Source organism: Nocardia paucivorans NBRC 100373 (assembly GCF_000308675.1).
GTDB classification, from domain to species: domain Bacteria; phylum Actinomycetota; class Actinomycetes; order Mycobacteriales; family Mycobacteriaceae; genus Nocardia; species Nocardia paucivorans.
In genome coordinates this window covers 409,657-425,433 of sequence record NZ_BAGE01000018.1, presented here as the reverse complement: position 1 = coordinate 425,433, position 15,777 = coordinate 409,657, and the positions used below count along the sequence as shown (strand labels likewise).

The window sequence follows — 15,777 nt, the reverse complement described above, 5'->3', positions numbered from 1 at the left end:
ACGCGAATCCGTGTCGAGGAGATCGCAATGAACTGGAACAAACGGATCCGGCGGACACACCGGATACTGGCCCTCGTCTTCACGGTGACCCTTGTCGTCACCATTGCCGCCCTTGCGCTGAGAGGACCGTTCTGGGTGTCCTATCTGCCGCTGCCCCCACTCGCCCTACTCCTGTTCACCGGGCTCTACCTCTATGGGCTGCCGTTCGTCGCGGCCCGGTCGGGCGGGCGCTCCGCGAGCACCGCGCCCACATCCTGGACCAGGCGCCTGCACCGCCTGGCGGCCGCCGTGTTCACCCTGACCGTCCTCGCGACCTTCGTGGCATTGGCCCTGCCGGAACCCATGATCTGGGTGTCCTTCCTGCCGCTGCTGCCGCTCGGCGTGCTCCTGCTCTCCGGTCTGTATCTGCTCGTGCTGTCGTATCGCGGAGCGCGCCGGCGGACCTCGACGGTTCCGGCCTAACGGCCCCGCCGCAACCGGCCGATCCCCAGTGCCGCAACGAATCCCGCACCGATCAGGGCCAGCGCACCGCCGGGGGACATCCCGGCAGGCGCGGCCACCCGCGGTTGGATGATCGCCGGACCGGGAACCGGGGCCGGGACGAGCTGCTCGTTCTCCCGGGTGGTCGCCGCCCACGCGGTCGCGAACAAAACGATCCGGTACACCACATAACTGAACACCATGAGGCCGATCACCGAACCGAACGCGGCGCCGGCCGGTGAGTCCAGCACCGACCGCAGATAGATCGAGGCCACCGTCTTGAACACCTCGAACGCCACCGCCGCGAGCGCCGCGGCCCGCACCGCACTGGACAGGGTGACCGGTTGCCGAGGCAGACGCGCGATAACCCACACGAACACCGCCCACGAGGCCAATATCGCCAGCACCGTCGACAGCGCCCACAGCACCAACCGCGCCCCGGGCATATCGGCCAGCCCGACGAGTTCGAGCAGCCGTCGACCGATCCCGCTCGACGCGACCGCCGACAACCCCAACGACACGACGAACGCCAAACCGAGTCCGATCAACGCCCCCAGATCCGAGATCTTGGTGCGCAACCAGTTGCCGCCCTCGCTCGGCTGTTCCCACTGTTCGGTCAGGGCGGCACGCAGATTCGCCATCCAGCCCAAGCCGGAATACAGACCGGTGAGCAAACCGAGAACGCCCACCGTGGTGCGGGAGCGGACGGCCTGATCGATCAGATCGTTGAGCTGATCGCCCATTTCGCCCGGGATGTTCTCCACCACGCGGTCCTGCAGCTCTCCCAACAACTCCGCATTACCGGCCAGCACGAAACCGGCGGCGGCGAACGCGACCATGAGCAGCGGAAACAACGAGAGCACGGTGAAATACGTAATTCCCGCCGCATAATAGTCACCACGCTGCCGCTGGTATCTGCCCGCCGCACGCATCAGATGATCGAGCCATGGCCGCTCCTGCACCTGACGCTGCGCCGCGGCCTTGATGTTGTCGATCGCCTGCACCAGCCCTGCCCTCCGCTGTGTTCGATGGCGGTCTCGCTGCCCCTCCGTGGTCACACTCCGCTACCGCCTCCGGGGCCGACGCTCGGCCGCTGTGTTCGATGGCGGTCTCGCTGCCCCTCCGTGGTCACACTCCGCTACCGCCTCCGGGGCCGACGCTCGGTCGCCGGCCGCCGGACGTCACGGGGCGAGGAAACCCACCCGGTCGTAGACCTGTGCCAGTGTGTTGCCGGCGATCTCGCGGGCGCGTTCGGCGCCGGAGGCGAGGATCCGGTCGAGTTCGGCCTGATCCGCCAAATACTCTTCCACTTTCGTCCGCAGTGGCGTGAGGAATTCGACCAGCGCGTCGGCCACATCGGATTTCAGATCGCCGTAACCGCGACCGGCGTAGTCGCGTTCCAGGGTGACGATCGGGGTTTCGGTGAGCGAGGACAGGATCACCAGCAGATTGCTGATACCCGGTTTCTTCTCCGGGTCGTAGCGGATTTCGCGTTCGGTGTCGGTGACCGCGGACCGCACCTTCTTCGCCGTGATCTTCGGATCGTCGAGCAGGTTGATCAACCCCGCCTCGGACGAGGCCGATTTACTCATCTTCGAGGTGGGATCCTGCAGATCGTAGATCTTGGCGGTGCCCTTGACGATATGAGCCTCCGGCACCACGAAGGTCTTCTTGAACCGGCTGTTGAACCGCTGCGCGAGGTTGCGGGTGAGCTCGAGGTGCTGGCGCTGATCCTCCCCGACCGGCACCTGGTGTGGCCGGTACAGCAGGATGTCGGCGGCCATCAGAATCGGATAGGTGAACAGGCCGACGGTGGTGTTCTCGGCCCCCTGTTTCACCGATTTGTCCTTGAACTGCGTCATCCGGCTCGCTTCGCCGAAACCGGTGAGGCAGCTGAGCACCCAGGTCAGTTCGGCGTGCTGGGGCACATGGCTTTGCACGAACAGGGTGGACCGCTTCGGGTCGATTCCGATGGCCAGCAACTGGGCGACGGCGCGACGGGTGCGGTTACGCAGTTCCTTCGGATCGTGCGGCACCGTGATGGCGTGCATATCCGGGATGAAGTACAGCGCGTCGTAATCGTCCTGCAGATTCACCCAGTACTGCAGGGCACCGAGGTAGTTGCCGAGATGGAACGAGGCGCTGGTCGGCTGAATCCCGGACAGCACCCGCTGTTTGCGGTCCCCGGTGGCCGGGGTCTGGGCAGGACTGGACATACCTCGATCTTCGCATGTGGTTCAAGCCGAATTTCGCTCCACCCAATTGCGCGGATCGATCCCGGGCATGCTCGACAGACCTCGTCGGACGAGGCTCTGCTCCCGTTTGGTCACCAGCTGGTACATCGGTGCGCTCGGCCCGGTCAATGCGGCGCGTATCCGGGGCAGCGTCAACCACGACGGCACCCCGTGGGCGGTGCGTACCGCCCGGGTCAGGGCGCGGTGGGTCATTTCCTCGGCGATTCCCCAGCGAATGTCGTACATCCGCCGTATCCGCGGCGGCAGACTGCCCTGGATGAGAAGGAAGAACGTGCTCTCCGCCTGACGCAATGGCGCCGGTGACGGGTACGGCACCATCCGGCCGGCCAGATATTGGCCGACCCGACGGGCCTCATCGGTGAGGTACACCTCGTCGGAGGCCAGGTAGTCGTCGTAGTAGCGGCGGAAGGCCGGATAATCGGCCGGTGCCGCTTCTCGCGGCATCCCGAACAGCTCACCCCAACGCACATAGTCCTGGTACAGGTCCTCACGTTCGGTGTCGGTGAGCCGGCGGACCAGTAGATCGTGCATGACCTCGGCGGAATCGAAGGTGAATGCCATGGTCATGAACATCAGATGCGGATCGTAGGCCGAGTAGGCCGTTCCGGCGGGGTGCTTGTCACCCGCATCCTCGGGGAGCGCCCCGACCACCCGGGCGTGTCGCTTCCCGGTGAAGACGAGGGCCCGGTCGGCTTCTTCCCGGGTGCCGAAGAACACGGCCTCGAACAGTTGGCCGGTGAGCGCCAGCCGGGTGTAGGGGGTGGCGCGGTGTTGGGTGGTTTCGGCGGTGCCGACATACAGCAGCGGATGGACCGCACCGATCACCAGGGCCCGAAGTCCGTAGGTGAGGCCGACGGCGCGTTTGCGCATAACCCGTCGAATCATCGAATCGTCGGTGAAGTAGCCGGTGTCGCCGGTGGATATGGCCATGGCAGCCTCCTGATCGAGCTCCTTCCCCAACATCCGGAGCATCTGGCAATAGCATCCACCAGATTTTCGATTGTGGCAATACTCATTGCCACTCACCGCCCAAATGCCACTCACCGCCCAAATGCCTCTCGGGTCCGAAGGCGGCGACTTCGAGGTGCGACCCGCATACCGTCCGGCTTCGAATCGAGACCTGCCAGAATCGGAGAGGTGACAGCGCAGCGAACGTACGGCGGAGTCTCCGCCCAGCAGCGACGAGCGCAGCGGCGTGCCGCGCTGCTGGAGGCGGCGCTGGAGATCATCGGCAATCAGGGATTGGCCAAGCTCACCGTTTCCGGTATGTGCACCCGGGCCGGACTCAACGAGCGCTATTACTACGAGAGCTTCGGCAGCCGTGACGATGTGCTCACGGCCCTGCTCGAGGGCATCGCGGCCGAACTCGCCGCCGCCATCCTCACCGCCCTCGAGACCGCGCCCGCCGATACCCGGGCCAAGGCCCATGCCGCCATCACCGCCGGTGTGCACGTGCTCACCGACGATCCCCGTAAGGCCGAGGTGGCGCTGGTGGCCTCGATGGCGACACCCGCACTGCGGGCCCGAACCACCGAGACCATCCGCACCTTCGCCCGTCTGGTCGCCACCGAGGGCATCGAGTTCTACGGCATCACCGATCCCGCGCCGAACCCGGTGATCGATTTCCGCGCCACCTATCTGGTGGGCGGCCTCATCCAGACCCTCACCGGCTGGCTCCACGGCGACCTGCCCATCGACCGCGACCAATTGATCGAATACACGACCGATGTCTTCGTACTCTTGGGCGAGGACCTGGCCGGCCGACTCGACTGAACCGCCGCCCTCACAGACGCACCGCGACGGCGGGCAGCCACCGCGGACGACCCTGCAACACCACTCGGAACGCGATATCCCGCCCCGCCCAGAACTCCGCGCAGTCCTGTAGCGCGGCCGTGAACCACCGCCGCTCGTCCGGGGCCTCGGCGAGCACCTGATCGGCGTCCCTAATCGCCACCACATAGCCGAGGGCCGGCCCCAGGAAATCGTCCAGATCACGCAGACAGTCGTCGAACGCGTCCTTGTTCCCGCCGAAGTAGTACGGAAATTGCAGCGCCGCCGCGAACTCGTCGAACAGCCCCGTCACATCGCGCATCCGGTCCCCGCGCAATTCCCGCACCCGATATCCCGACGGGACCTGATATCGCACGGCACTGAATTCGGCGGCATCCGCCATGACCGCACCGACAACGGATTCACCGCTGCGGCTCGACGAACCGCCCGCCCCGGTATCGGCACTCGACGCCGTGCCGGACCCATTTCCCTCGGCCTGCCCGGGGCGGGCCAGAAAGCGCGCGAGTGGAACGGTTTCGGCCATCAGCGCATCCTCGTGAAGGTCTCGTAGTGGTCACCGGTGTACCAGGCCGAACCGTCACTGCCGGTGACGATGCGCTCGGCGTCGCGGGACCGGCCGGGGCGCTTTGGATTCACATCCCATTCCCGGTAGGTGATGGACCGACCCGCCGAATCGCTGTCGGGCAACCGGCCTTCGCGGTTCCCGAAACGCTCCCCGCCCTTGGTGCCGGGCGCGTTCGCCGAATCCGGCCACCGGCCCGCGTCGATCTCCTCCAGGGTGCGATATGCCCGTTCCGGTACCCCGGCGACCTTGGAAACGACGGCGGTATCACTCGTCGACACCGCATCCGGCGCCGCTTTCGCACTCCCGGTCGTGGACGTGGTCGCCGCCCCCGTGACCGCCCCCACGGTGGACGGGACATTCGTATCGTCCCCACCCTGGGTGCTCAATACGGCGACGACGACCGCCACCACCACTGCGCCCAGCGCCGAGAGAATCCGCAGAATCTTCGCCCGCACAATCAATCCCTTCCCGGCCGCACCCGCGACCGAGGCCCGGGGCGGGAATCCGTCCGACTGCTCGGCACCTTAGCGCCCGGGGGTTACCGATCGGGTAACACGCCGCCGGCCGGTTTCACCGGTACTGGACCGTCACCGGGGCGTGGTCGGACCAGCGCTGCGCGTAGGTCGCGGCCCGCTCGACCACCGCCTGTTTCGCCCGCTCGGCCATATCCGGAGTCGCCAGCTGATAGTCGATCCGCCAGCCGGTATCGGTGTCGAACGCCCGCCCCCGATACGACCACCAGCTGTACGGTCCGTCGCCGTCGGGATGCAATCGCCGGACGACATCGACATATCCCGAGGCCAACTGTCGGTCCACCCAGGCCCGTTCCTCGGGCAGGAAACCGGACTTCTTCAGGTTGCCCTTCCAGTTCTTCAGATCCCGCTCGGTATGGGCGATATTCCAGTCCCCGGCGATGACGAACGCCTCGGTCCGAGCGGCCATTCGGGCGGCGATCTCGTCCAGGAAGCGGTATTTCTCATCCTGCCGGACAGTTCCGGCCTCCCCGGTGTGCACATACACGCTACCCACGGTGACCTCTTCGAATTCGGTCTCGATATACCGACCGGCAGCCGCGAATTCGCTCTCGGGTCCGGGGCCCACCCGCACCGAACGCGGGGGGCGCCGCGACAGCACCCCGACCCCGGCGCGTCCCTTGGTCTCCGGTTCGGCGTGCGACAGATACCAGCCGTCGGCGAGGGCGGGCGCCAATGCGGCGGCCACCTGGGTGTCGTCGGCGCGGGTCTCCTGCAGGCAGACGATATCGGCCTCGGTGGTCGCCAACCAGTCCAGCAGGCCTTTCCCGGCGGCGGCGCGTACGCCGTTGACGTTCACGGTTGTGATGATGTACGGCACCTGTCGACCGTACAATGCAGTCCACAGATACTCCCCTAGGACGCCCGTCCAGAAAGAGGTGAAGACGACGATGTCGAACACCTCCGCATCCGCACCGGTCAAGGCGCTGCATCTGGGGTCGGGTGCCCCGCTGCTCCTTCTACACGGAATCATGCTCTCGCCGCATTGCTGGGAGCAGACCGCCGAGCGGCTGGCCGCCCGTTGCGAGGTGTTCGTCCCGGCCCTGGCCGGGCACTGGGGCGGTCCCGACCTGCCCGAGGGGCGTGTCGATGTGGGGGCGCTGGCCGATCGGGTCGAATCGCAGTTGGACGAACTGGGCTGGCGCACCTGTCATATCGCCGGTAACTCACTCGGCGGCTGGATCGGTTTCGAACTCGCCCGACGGGGCCGCGCCCGCACCCTCACCGCCATAGCCCCCGCGGGCGGTTGGACGGCCCCGTCGATCGCGCAGATCCGCGTGGTGGCCGAATTCGCCTCGCTCGCCCTGGCGACCCGGCTCGGTCGCCACCTGGGTTCTTTCCCTGTCAGCAGCCGCATCGTGCGGTGGGCCACCGCGTTCCTGCTGGCCGGCAATGCCCGGGCCGTCTCTCGCCGCGATATCGAGGCCCAGATCACCGCGGCGCTGAACTGTCCCGCCCTCGAACCCATGGTCGCCGCGACCCTGCGCGGCGGGCACCTGTCCGGTCTGAGCGATATCACCACCCCGGTCCGGCTGCTCTTCGCCGAAACCGACCGCATCCTCCCCCGGCGCACCTATGCCCGCCGTTTCCTGCGGGAACTTCCCGAATCCACCGATCGCATCCTGATCGCCGGGGTCGGGCACGTCCCCATGCTGGAGGCTCCCGACCGGATCGCCGGTCTCATCGCCGAACACATCTACGCCAGCCGCGACCACCTGCGAGCGGTATGACCCGGTGGGGAGGGACCGGCGGACCCGTCCCCACTGCCACGTCCTACCCGCCGAGCAGGCCCTTCGCGACATGGGTCACCTGGATCTCGTTACTGCCCGCGTAGATCATCAGGGATTTGGCGTCACGGGCCAGCTGCTCCACCCGATACTCGGCCATGTATCCGTTGCCGCCGAACAGCTGCACCGCTTCCATGGCGACCTCGGTGGCGGTTTCGGAGCTGTACAGCTTTATCGCCGACGCCTCGGCCAGGCTCAGCGGTTTCCCGGCGCGACCGCGTTCGAGAATGGTGAAGACCATGTTCTGCACATTGATCCGCGCAATCTCCATCTTCGCCAGTTTGAGCTGGACCAGCTGGAATTTCCCGATTTCCTGCCCCCACAGTTTCCGGTTGCGCGCGTAGTCGATACCCAGTCGGCGGCATTCCTCGATGATGCCCAGCGCCATGAACGCCACCCCGACCCGTTCGGCGACGAAGCTCGCGCGGGCGCTTTCCCGGCCGTCGCCGCCGGAGTGCTCCTCGGTCTCGCCAAGGAGGTGCTCCCGACCGAGCCGGACATTGTCGAAGAACAACTCCCCGGTGGGTGAGGCGTGCAGTCCCATCTTCTTGAACGGTTTGCCCTGGGTTAGGCCCGGCATCCCCTTCTCCAGCACGAAGGTGAGGACCTTGCGATCGCGCGGAGGAGTCCCGTCCCCCTCGTCGAGCTTGGCGTAGACGATCAGAATATCGGCGAATGGACCATTGGTGATGAAGGTCTTCTGACCGTTGAGGATGTAGTCGTCACCGTCACGCCGGACCGAGGTCTTCATCCCACCGAACGCGTCCGATCCGGAGTCGGGTTCGGTGATCGCCCAGCAGGCGATCTTGCGCAGACTCACGATATCGGGGACCCAGCGCTCCTGTTGGGCGATGGTCCCCCGGGACATGATGGTGGCCGCACCCAGCCCCAGACTCACCCCCATGGCGCTCACCATGCCCAGACACACACCCGATAACTCCCCGATCAATACCGCCATCATCGACTGTTGACCGCCGAGCGGATTACCACCGGTGGACGACGTGCTCTTTCCCCCACCCTGCGCGGCCGCCTTCCGCGCGGCCAGCGCCTTCCCGAAGCTCTCCTCGTTCAGGGCCGCGATCCCGAAGTCCGAGAACAATTTCCGCAGAATCGGATACGGCAGCATCTCACCGCTGTCGAGTGCGTCGAGATTGGGTCGTACTTCCTTGTCGATGAACCCACGCACGGCGTCGCGGACCATCAGATCGCTCTCGGACCATTCGAACATCGGTGTCCTCCTCATATCACCGCTCACCGCCCACACGGCCGGACGGCGCCGGACCGGACCGCCGGTTGCGACGGCCGATACAAGCGACAGCCTGCCGGCCGGGCGGCCGGTCCGGGCCGGAGCCGGGAAAGTCTCCCGATGAGCGGACACCCTCCGTCACGGCACGGGACGCGCGTCACGGCGACGGAGGCGCGACGGTACTCGGCCGGGGGCGTGTGGGCCACCTACGCGAACTTCACGGGCGGGTGGCATGGGCGCGCAGCTTGCCCAATGTCGACAAAACGTTGTCGTGCCACTCCAGAGGCTCGTTGCGCTCGGCCCAGTCCATCCGAGCATGTTCTTCGAACAGCGGACGCAGCGCCCGGATCCGCTCTTCGTATCCGTCCAACTCGGATCGACTCAGATCGTTCGGTACGAACTCGTACCATTGCCCGGAGCCACTCGGGGCCGGTCGCACATAATGACGCACGAAGGGGCTGTCTTCGGCATAGGGGCCATGGACGAAAGCGGGGGCGTGATCGAAACCGTAGATATGGTCGCCGTCCCGCTGCCAGTTCCCGCCCCGATCACTATTGCGGATGAGAAGATCGAGTAGACCCAGCTTACGTGCGTCCGCGGTGTCCATCACCGCCTCCATGGCGGCCAGTTCCCCGGGTGGGCTGGATATCCATTCTCCTGGCAACCGCGGCATGAATATCGAACCGTCCATACCGGCTATCACGGGAGCGACGGGGGCCCCGATGGCCCCACCGATCGCGGAAGCAAGAATTTCGGCGGACCGATGGCGAGGAGTGTCCAACTTCTCTATCAGCTCGAACCCGTCGGGATACACGTGCAGGTCGACAATGCCGCTCTGACCCGTCATCCATGCCGGTGTCCGGATCTCCGGTGCGCCGGATCGTTCGGCCGCCAAGAAACGCTGCCAGAACTCCTGTTCGGACATGACGCGGGACGAAGCACGGGCGGTTCCGCACGCCTTTCGGCGGCGAACGCCCGAACGTCTCGGGAACTCCGCTCCATTTCGGCACGCCCCTCGGCATCCACCCGATTTCCCCCCGCGGAAACCGCCGATAGGTCATCCCTGGCGCCTCGATACCGGCGTGCGATCGCCCCGACCATTCCGGCGGCGGCCTCGGCCACCCGTTTGACCAACTGCCCGGCCGCTGAACCGAGCCTGTTATCCATGGGCCCCCAAAGTACCGATGGATGTCCGAACGGAGAACGCGAACCACAGATCGGACAGGAGCCCGTACTCGGCCACCGCCGGTAGCGGGCCGACACCCGATACAGGTGTCGGCCCCGGCTCAGCGCAATGGGTACTTCATATGCCCGGTCACTTCAGGGCGCGGGCCAGATTGGCGTCGAGCGCCGCGAGGAATTCCTCGGTGGTCAGGTAGCCCTGGTCGCCGCCGACGAGCAGCGCGAGGTCCTTGGTCATCTGCCCGCCCTCGACGGTCTTGATGACGACGTCCTCGAGGGTCTGCGCGAAGCCGATCACCTCGGGGGTGTTGTCCAGTTTGCCGCGGTGTTCGAGGCCGCGGGTCCAGGCGAAGATCGACGCGATCGGGTTGGTGGAAGTCGGCTTGCCCTGCTGGTGCTGGCGGTAGTGTCGGGTGACGGTGCCGTGCGCGGCCTCCGCCTCGCAGGTCTTGCCGTCCGGGGTCAGCAGCACCGAGGTCATCAGGCCGAGCGAACCGAAGCCCTGCGCGACGGTATCGGACTGGACGTCACCGTCGTAGTTCTTGCAGGCCCAGACGTAGCCGCCCTCCCATTTCATGGAGGAGGCGACCATATCGTCGATCAGCCGGTGCTCGTAGGTGAGGCCCGCGGCGTCGAACTGGCTTTTGAACTCGGCGTCGAAGATCTCCTGGAAGATGTCCTTGAACATGCCGTCGTAGGCCTTCAGGATGGTGTTCTTCGTCGACATGTACACCGGGTAGTTCTGCTGCAGGCCGTAGTTGAACGAGGCCCGCGCGAAGTCCTCGATGGACTTGCGGAAGTTGTACATACCCATGACGACACCGCCGTCCTCGGGCATCTTCACGACCTCGTGCACAATCGGCTCGCTGCCGTCGTCCGGGGTGAAGGTCAAGGTGACGGTACCGCCCTGGAAAACCTTGAAGTCGGTGGCGCGGTACTGGTCGCCGAAGGCGTGGCGGCCGATGATGATCGGCTTGGTCCAGCCCGGGACCAGGCGCGGAATATTGGAGATGATGATCGGCGCACGGAAGATCGTGCCACCGAGGATATTGCGGATGGTGCCGTTGGGCGAGCGCCACATCTTCTTGAGGCCGAATTCCTTCACCCGGGCCTCGTCCGGCGTGATGGTGGCACATTTCACACCGACCCCGTGCCGCTTGATGGCGTTGGCGGCATCGATGGTGACCTGGTCATCGGTTTTGTCGCGGTACTCGATGCCGAGGTCGTAGTATTCGAGGTTCACGTCGAGGTACGGGTGGATCAGCTTGTCCTTGATGAACTGCCAGATGATCCGGGTCATCTCGTCGCCGTCGAGTTCTACGACGGTGCCTTCAACCTTGATTTTGGACATGGATCTTCGTGTCCTCCTAGGATGTGTGCCCTCATTGCACGGCCAGGTGAACACACTTGTGAGCGGACCCCGGCTGTTCAACGACAAACGTATACCGCCCCCCGTCGGTCCGGGAGACGGGTAGTGGTAACAAGACGAGCGTACTGCTGAACGGGCCATCCTCGCATGACCGCCCCCCATGGTGAGGCGAGCCACATCGTGTTCCCGTGATCGATAACCGGGATTTCGGTCGACGGGGTCCCCCGGTTACCATGTGGACTCAGGTCATGAGCGCCAGCACGAAGCCCCGGCTCGCTGGCCGGCAACCCTCCAGCTGCGGTGGGGTGCTCCGGGTGATGACCGGGTTCCCGAAAGCCGGGAGCAAGCGCAGTTGGAGGAGGTCCGAGGAATGTGTTGTCCGTTATCAGTATCGAAATAGCCTCGTGACGGTGAGTTCGGAATGGAGCACTGTCCGTCCGGCGCAATTACCGCCACCGGACGGACGACTCGGCACAATCGCCATCGGGGACATCGTGCTGGAGAGCGGAGCAGTCATCCCCGATGTCCATCTGGCGGTCCAACGCTGGGGTGAACTATCTCCCCGGCTGGACAATGTGGTTCTGGTCGAACACGCCCTCACCGGCGACTCCCATGTGGTGGGCGAAGCGGACGATACCCACCCGTCACCCGGATGGTGGAACGGCATGGTCGGTCCGGGCGCCCCGCTGGACACCGACGAGTGGTGCGTTGTCGCGACCAATGTGCTGGGCGGCTGTCAGGGCAGCACCGGCCCTTCCTCGCTCGCGCCCGACGATCGTCCCTGGGGTTCGCGGTTCCCGTGGATCTCCATCCGCGACCAGGTGAGCGCCGAGGCGAAGCTGCTGGATCTGCTCGGTATCGAACGGTTGGCCGCGGTGGTCGGCGGGTCGATGGGCGGTATGCGGGCATTGGAATGGATGATCGGCGCCCCCGATCGAGTGTCCGCGGCCCTGATCCTCGCGGTGGGCCCCCGGGCCACCGCCGACCAGATCGGCACCCAGACCACGCAGATCGCCGCCATCACCAGCGACCCCGACTGGCAGGGCGGCGACTATCACGGCACCGGCCGCTCCCCCTTGACGGGAATGGGCATCGCCCGCCGGATCGCCCATCTGACCTACCGCACCGAAACGGAACTGGAACAGCGGTTCGCCAACCGTCCCCAGGACGGCGAGGATCCGTGGAACGGCGGACGGTACGCCGTCCAGAGCTACCTGGACCATCAGGCCGCCAAGCTCGCCAAGCGCTTCGATCCGGGGACATACGTCCTGCTCAGCGAGGCGATGAACCGACACGATGTTGGTCGCGGCCGCGGCGGCGTGGCGGCCGCGCTCGCCGGCACCCCGGTACCGTGCCTGGTCGGTGGCGTCGATTCGGATCGGCTGTATCCGCTGTACACCCAGCAGGAACTCGCCGACGGACTACCCGGCTGCCAGGGCCTCGAGGTCATTCACTCGATCGACGGTCACGACGGTTTCCTCACCGAAGCGGCGGCGATCTCCAAACTGCTGGTCCAAACCATGAACCTGGCCCGCACCAACCGCTGACCGCCCGTTCGGTCAGATCACACCGAGGGTGTTGATGGTCGCGGCGATGAGCACAATGGCTCCGCCGAGCACGGTGAGCGCCGCGACATCGAACGGTTTGCTCCGCACCGCGAGCAAACCGACCCGATCCGTGGGCAAGCACAGCCGGAACAGCGCCGCCAGTAGCGTCGCGCCCCCGAAGAACAGCGCACCGCGCCGCCACCGGTCCCAGGCGACGAAGGCCACCGCAACCGCTATCACCAGTACCACCACGACCATCGGCAGATGACAGCGCAGGAATCGCGCCACCCGGGTACTGGTACCGGCTTCCCCGGTGCTGATGGTCTCCGCGTCGCTCACGGCCGCGATTCTTCCAGACGCGGGCGGCGCTCGGCAGCCACCGCCGGAAGCCGTCACGGACCGGCCGCCGCGCACGCTCGGCCACCGACCCGGTCATCAACCGATCCCACCAACCGGTCGCCCGGTCGGCAGCGCTCCGATTGATCTTCCACGAATCGAGAAGCGGGCTTCGCGCAATACCGGTGTGTATCGGCGCGACTTCGCAAGCCGTCGACACCGCTGTCCTCGCGGTAGCGGAGCGACTCGAGGCCCCCGAAATCGCGACCCTGGACCTGCGCCACTTCCGCACCGTCCGCGCCCGGCACTCGGCCCCTCTTCGACTTCCGCCGAACCGACCGGCTCCGACTCACCACCTGCACGGCCCGCCTGGTTGACTGGTCGGCTGTGTTCCGATTGATGTTCCACGAGCCGCGCATTCCTCCCAACACCGGTAACGCCATCCGGCTCTCCGCCGGCACCGGGTGTGAACTGCACCTGATCGAGCCCTTGGGGTTCGACCTGTCGGAGCCGAAACTGCGCCGCGCCGGATTGGACTATCACGACCTGGCGAAGGTGACGGTGCATCCGAATCTGGCAGCAGCGTGGGCGGCATTGCGACCGGAGCGAGTATTCGCGTTCACCACCAAGGCCACGACCCGATACACCGATATCGAATACCGCCCGGGTGATGTACTGCTGTTCGGCACCGAACCCAGCGGACTTCCCGAAGAAGTGCTCGCCGACGAGCACATCACCGATCAGGTGCGTATCCCCATGCTGCCGGGACGGCGTTCGATGAACCTGGCCAATTCGGCCTCGGTCGCGATCTACGAGGCGTGGCGGCAGCACGGTTTCACCGGGGCGGTCTGAGTTCCACCACACCACGGATCCCGCGCGCCGTGCGATGACCGGCCCGCCCGGTCGGCGGCAAGCGCTCAGGTATCGATATCGAAACGCTTGTATCGCGAGGTGGCGCCCGCGACCAGGCGGACCGCGCTCTTGGGAACATCGAAGTGCTCGGCCAACAGCTCGACGGCCGCCCGGTTCGCCTTGCCCTCCACCGCGGGTGCGCGGACATAGAGCAGCAGGGTGCCGTCGGCCTGGGTTTCGACCAGCGGCCCCTTACGACTGTTCGGCTTGATCGTCGCTCGAACCGTTGTCGGCACGGGTGGCTCCTGTTTCGGCGGGTGTTTTCGTATCGGCGGGGCGGGTTCGGTTGGGACGACGAACCAGCCGCACGATCCCCCAGCAGATCACACCGATCACCGCGAGGAATCCGGCCCACGGCACGGCCTTGCCCGCGACGACGACGGCGTCCTGCAACCAGTCGACCAACGAGTCCCATCCGGCGACCACACCGGTCCAGAAATTGGTGGGCCCGTCGTCGTCCTTGCCGTCGTCGGAGCCGATAGTGATGGTGAGGGTGGACAGCGCGATCTGGTCGTCGAGCAGGCGTTTCTGCCCGGTGAGGCTGTCCAGTTCTCCCTGCCGAGTCGAAAGGGCCTCTTCGGCGGCGATCAGATCGGCGGTGTTGGTGGCGTTCGACATGAGCGCGCGCAGTCGATCGACCGAGGCGCGCAGGGCGGCGATCCGGGCGTCCAGGTCCTGCCACCGCATGGTGACATCGTCACGATTGGTGGTGATCTCGGTGAGCTCGCCGATGCTTTCCAGGCCGTCGATGAACGCGTCGGTGCGGTCGGCGGGAATGCGCACGGTCAGTTCCGCGCGCGGCTGCTCGTCATCGGTGCCGGGTTGTTCGGTGCGGCTGTCGACCCGTCCTTTCAATTCCGTCACCCGGTCGACCACGGTGGCGGCGGCGGCCAACGGGTCGCCGGCGGTGATATCGACCTGGCCGGTGACGACCTCTTTGCGTTCGGCCGCCTGTGCGCTCGTGTCCTGTTCGAGCGAGGGGCTCTGTTCACGCCGGCCCGGTGCGATGGCGGGGGCGGGCACCGCAGAGTACGAGGAATGGCCCGGACTCGAAATCCTTGCGTTCGAACCCGTTTCGTCGTCGGTGTCATCCCCGCATCCGACGAACAAGAGCAGCCCCAAGAGAGCGATGAGCAACACACCGAGCTTCCGCATGATCGCAGCGTAGTGCTTCCGCCGCAGCGCCGAGCGGTGAAATGGTCGAGGCCGACGAAACTTCGGGGAAGCGACGACCGTGCGCGGACCGGCCGCCACCCCGCCGGGCGGCCGATCCGCGCGTGCCGACCGTTCGACGAAACGGTCAGCAGGCCAATCGTTCCGTGGATTCGGCGTCCAACGCGGCCTCCACATGTTCCAGACCGGTCCGGATCACGTGACGATAGGCGTCGTTGGGGAGAACACCGATATGTCCACGGGCGAGCGCCAACTGCATTCGAGCGGAGTCGAAGTCACCGACCAGTCGGTGACTGTCGGCCAAACTCAGATACAGCGACGGTAGGAATCCGCGAATCCCCTCGTCGAGCGGAATTCCGGGCGTGAAGGCCGAATCGAGCGCCCGCCGATCCCAGAACAGCGCCTCTTCGGCCGTTTCCTGGACATCCGCCAGATGATGGGCGATCACACAGCGATACAGCGGTCCGCTGTTCTCGCCCATCTCGTCCCACAATGCGCGCAGCGCCTGCCGCGCTGCCGCACGATCCACCCCTCCGAGCCGCACCGCGGCATAGATATCCGCCATCCGATCGTCCGTCATGCGGCCCATTATCGCACATAT

At 66.0% G+C, this 15,777-nt stretch carries 18 protein-coding genes and 1 riboswitch; of the genes, 5 read left to right on the top strand and 13 right to left on the bottom strand.

Translation table 11 applies throughout. The features are described 5' to 3' along the window. Positions 1 to 27 precede the first annotated feature (27 nt). On the top strand, positions 28 to 462 hold the full coding sequence (locus tag ON32_RS27545) for a hypothetical protein (protein WP_083873984.1): 435 nt from the start codon (positions 28 to 30) through the stop codon (positions 460 to 462). Here ON32_RS27545 and yhjD read toward each other — a convergent pair. From yhjD to ON32_RS04105, 3 genes are all read right to left on the bottom strand, one after another. Next, positions 459 to 1,484 carry an inner membrane protein YhjD gene (yhjD, locus tag ON32_RS04115; protein ID WP_051132821.1) on the bottom strand — a complete coding sequence of 342 codons (1,026 nt, stop codon included), beginning with the start codon at positions 1,482 to 1,484 and terminating at the stop codon, positions 459 to 461. The two genes, ON32_RS27545 and yhjD, sit on opposite strands and share 4 nt — an antisense overlap. 177 nt (positions 1,485 to 1,661) lie before the next feature. Then, the gene (gene trpS, locus ON32_RS04110; protein WP_040788718.1) at positions 1,662 to 2,696 is read right to left on the bottom strand and encodes a tryptophan--tRNA ligase; all 1,035 of its coding nucleotides are present in this window, start codon (positions 2,694 to 2,696) and stop codon (positions 1,662 to 1,664) included. 21 nt (positions 2,697 to 2,717) lie between these two features. Then, positions 2,718 to 3,665 carry an oxygenase MpaB family protein gene (locus tag ON32_RS04105; RefSeq protein ID WP_040788876.1) on the bottom strand — a complete coding sequence of 316 codons (948 nt, stop codon included), beginning with the start codon at positions 3,663 to 3,665 and terminating at the stop codon, positions 2,718 to 2,720. A 207-nt stretch (positions 3,666 to 3,872) separates the two neighbouring features. On the opposite strand from ON32_RS04105, the gene ON32_RS04100 reads away from it, so the two are divergent. Then, the gene (locus ON32_RS04100; RefSeq protein ID WP_083873983.1) at positions 3,873 to 4,508 is read left to right on the top strand and encodes a TetR/AcrR family transcriptional regulator; all 636 of its coding nucleotides are present in this window, start codon (positions 3,873 to 3,875) and stop codon (positions 4,506 to 4,508) included. Between the two features lie 10 nt (positions 4,509 to 4,518). Here the strand turns inward: ON32_RS04100 and ON32_RS04095 are convergent, their stop codons facing one another. The 3 genes from ON32_RS04095 to ON32_RS04085 all read right to left on the bottom strand — a co-directional run bounded on the left by ON32_RS04095 (position 4,519) and on the right by ON32_RS04085 (position 6,444). Next, the gene (locus ON32_RS04095; protein WP_040788717.1) at positions 4,519 to 5,049 is read right to left on the bottom strand and encodes a barstar family protein; all 531 of its coding nucleotides are present in this window, start codon (positions 5,047 to 5,049) and stop codon (positions 4,519 to 4,521) included. Beyond that, positions 5,049 to 5,546 (bottom strand): guanyl-specific ribonuclease, encoded by a 498-nt coding sequence (locus ON32_RS04090; RefSeq protein WP_083873982.1) that lies wholly within the window; start codon positions 5,544 to 5,546, stop codon positions 5,049 to 5,051. The genes ON32_RS04095 and ON32_RS04090 overlap by 1 nt, the downstream gene beginning before the upstream one ends. Before the next feature lie 115 nt (positions 5,547 to 5,661). Beyond that, positions 5,662 to 6,444, bottom strand: a complete 783-nt coding sequence (locus ON32_RS04085) for an exodeoxyribonuclease III (RefSeq protein ID WP_040788873.1) — start codon at positions 6,442 to 6,444, stop codon at positions 5,662 to 5,664. 70 nt (positions 6,445 to 6,514) lie between these two features. Here ON32_RS04085 and ephH point away from each other — a divergent pair, with 70 nt between their 5' ends. After that, a complete protein-coding gene (gene ephH / locus ON32_RS04080; protein ID WP_040788715.1) occupies positions 6,515 to 7,354 on the top strand; it encodes an epoxide hydrolase EphH in 840 nt (279 codons plus the stop codon). A gap of 43 nt (positions 7,355 to 7,397) precedes the next feature. Here the strand turns inward: ephH and ON32_RS04075 are convergent, their stop codons facing one another. The 3 genes from ON32_RS04075 to ON32_RS04065 form a co-directional block, all read right to left on the bottom strand. Continuing rightward, positions 7,398 to 8,639, bottom strand: a complete 1,242-nt coding sequence (locus tag ON32_RS04075) for an acyl-CoA dehydrogenase family protein (RefSeq protein ID WP_040788714.1) — start codon at positions 8,637 to 8,639, stop codon at positions 7,398 to 7,400. A gap of 235 nt (positions 8,640 to 8,874) precedes the next feature. After that, complete coding sequence (locus ON32_RS04070; RefSeq protein WP_040788713.1) at positions 8,875 to 9,582, bottom strand: hypothetical protein; 708 nt, start codon at positions 9,580 to 9,582, stop codon at positions 8,875 to 8,877. A gap of 390 nt (positions 9,583 to 9,972) precedes the next feature. Next, complete coding sequence (locus ON32_RS04065) at positions 9,973 to 11,190, bottom strand: NADP-dependent isocitrate dehydrogenase (RefSeq protein WP_040788712.1); 1,218 nt, start codon at positions 11,188 to 11,190, stop codon at positions 9,973 to 9,975. Between the two features lie 262 nt (positions 11,191 to 11,452). Beyond that, positions 11,453 to 11,563, top strand: a riboswitch (SAM riboswitch). Positions 11,564 to 11,612: 49 nt separating this feature from the next. Between ON32_RS04065 and metX the strand changes: the two genes are divergently transcribed. Then, complete coding sequence (gene metX, locus ON32_RS04060; RefSeq protein WP_051132820.1) at positions 11,613 to 12,755, top strand: homoserine O-acetyltransferase MetX; 1,143 nt, start codon at positions 11,613 to 11,615, stop codon at positions 12,753 to 12,755. Positions 12,756 to 12,767: 12 nt separating this feature from the next. Here metX and ON32_RS04055 read toward each other — a convergent pair whose 3' ends face one another. After that, positions 12,768 to 13,013 carry a DUF3017 domain-containing protein gene (locus tag ON32_RS04055; RefSeq protein WP_051132856.1) on the bottom strand — a complete coding sequence of 82 codons (246 nt, stop codon included), beginning with the start codon at positions 13,011 to 13,013 and terminating at the stop codon, positions 12,768 to 12,770. Between the two features lie 465 nt (positions 13,014 to 13,478). On the opposite strand from ON32_RS04055, the gene ON32_RS04045 reads away from it, so the two are divergent. After that, a complete protein-coding gene (locus ON32_RS04045; RefSeq protein WP_040788710.1) occupies positions 13,479 to 13,943 on the top strand; it encodes a tRNA (cytidine(34)-2'-O)-methyltransferase in 465 nt (154 codons plus the stop codon). Positions 13,944 to 14,008: 65 nt separating this feature from the next. Here the strand turns inward: ON32_RS04045 and ON32_RS04040 are convergent, their stop codons facing one another. The 3 genes from ON32_RS04040 to ON32_RS04030 all read right to left on the bottom strand — a co-directional run bounded on the left by ON32_RS04040 (position 14,009) and on the right by ON32_RS04030 (position 15,756). Next, entirely contained in the window at positions 14,009 to 14,239 is a 231-nt protein-coding gene (locus tag ON32_RS04040) for a DUF167 domain-containing protein (RefSeq protein ID WP_040788709.1), read from the bottom strand. Further along, positions 14,196 to 15,158: a DUF4349 domain-containing protein gene (locus ON32_RS04035; protein ID WP_083874017.1), complete on the bottom strand. Its 963-nt coding sequence runs from the start codon at positions 15,156 to 15,158 to the stop codon at positions 14,196 to 14,198. The genes ON32_RS04040 and ON32_RS04035 overlap by 44 nt, the downstream gene beginning before the upstream one ends. A 145-nt stretch (positions 15,159 to 15,303) precedes the next feature. Then, positions 15,304 to 15,756, bottom strand: a complete 453-nt coding sequence (locus ON32_RS04030) for a hypothetical protein (RefSeq protein ID WP_040788708.1) — start codon at positions 15,754 to 15,756, stop codon at positions 15,304 to 15,306. Positions 15,757 to 15,777 lie beyond the last annotated feature (21 nt).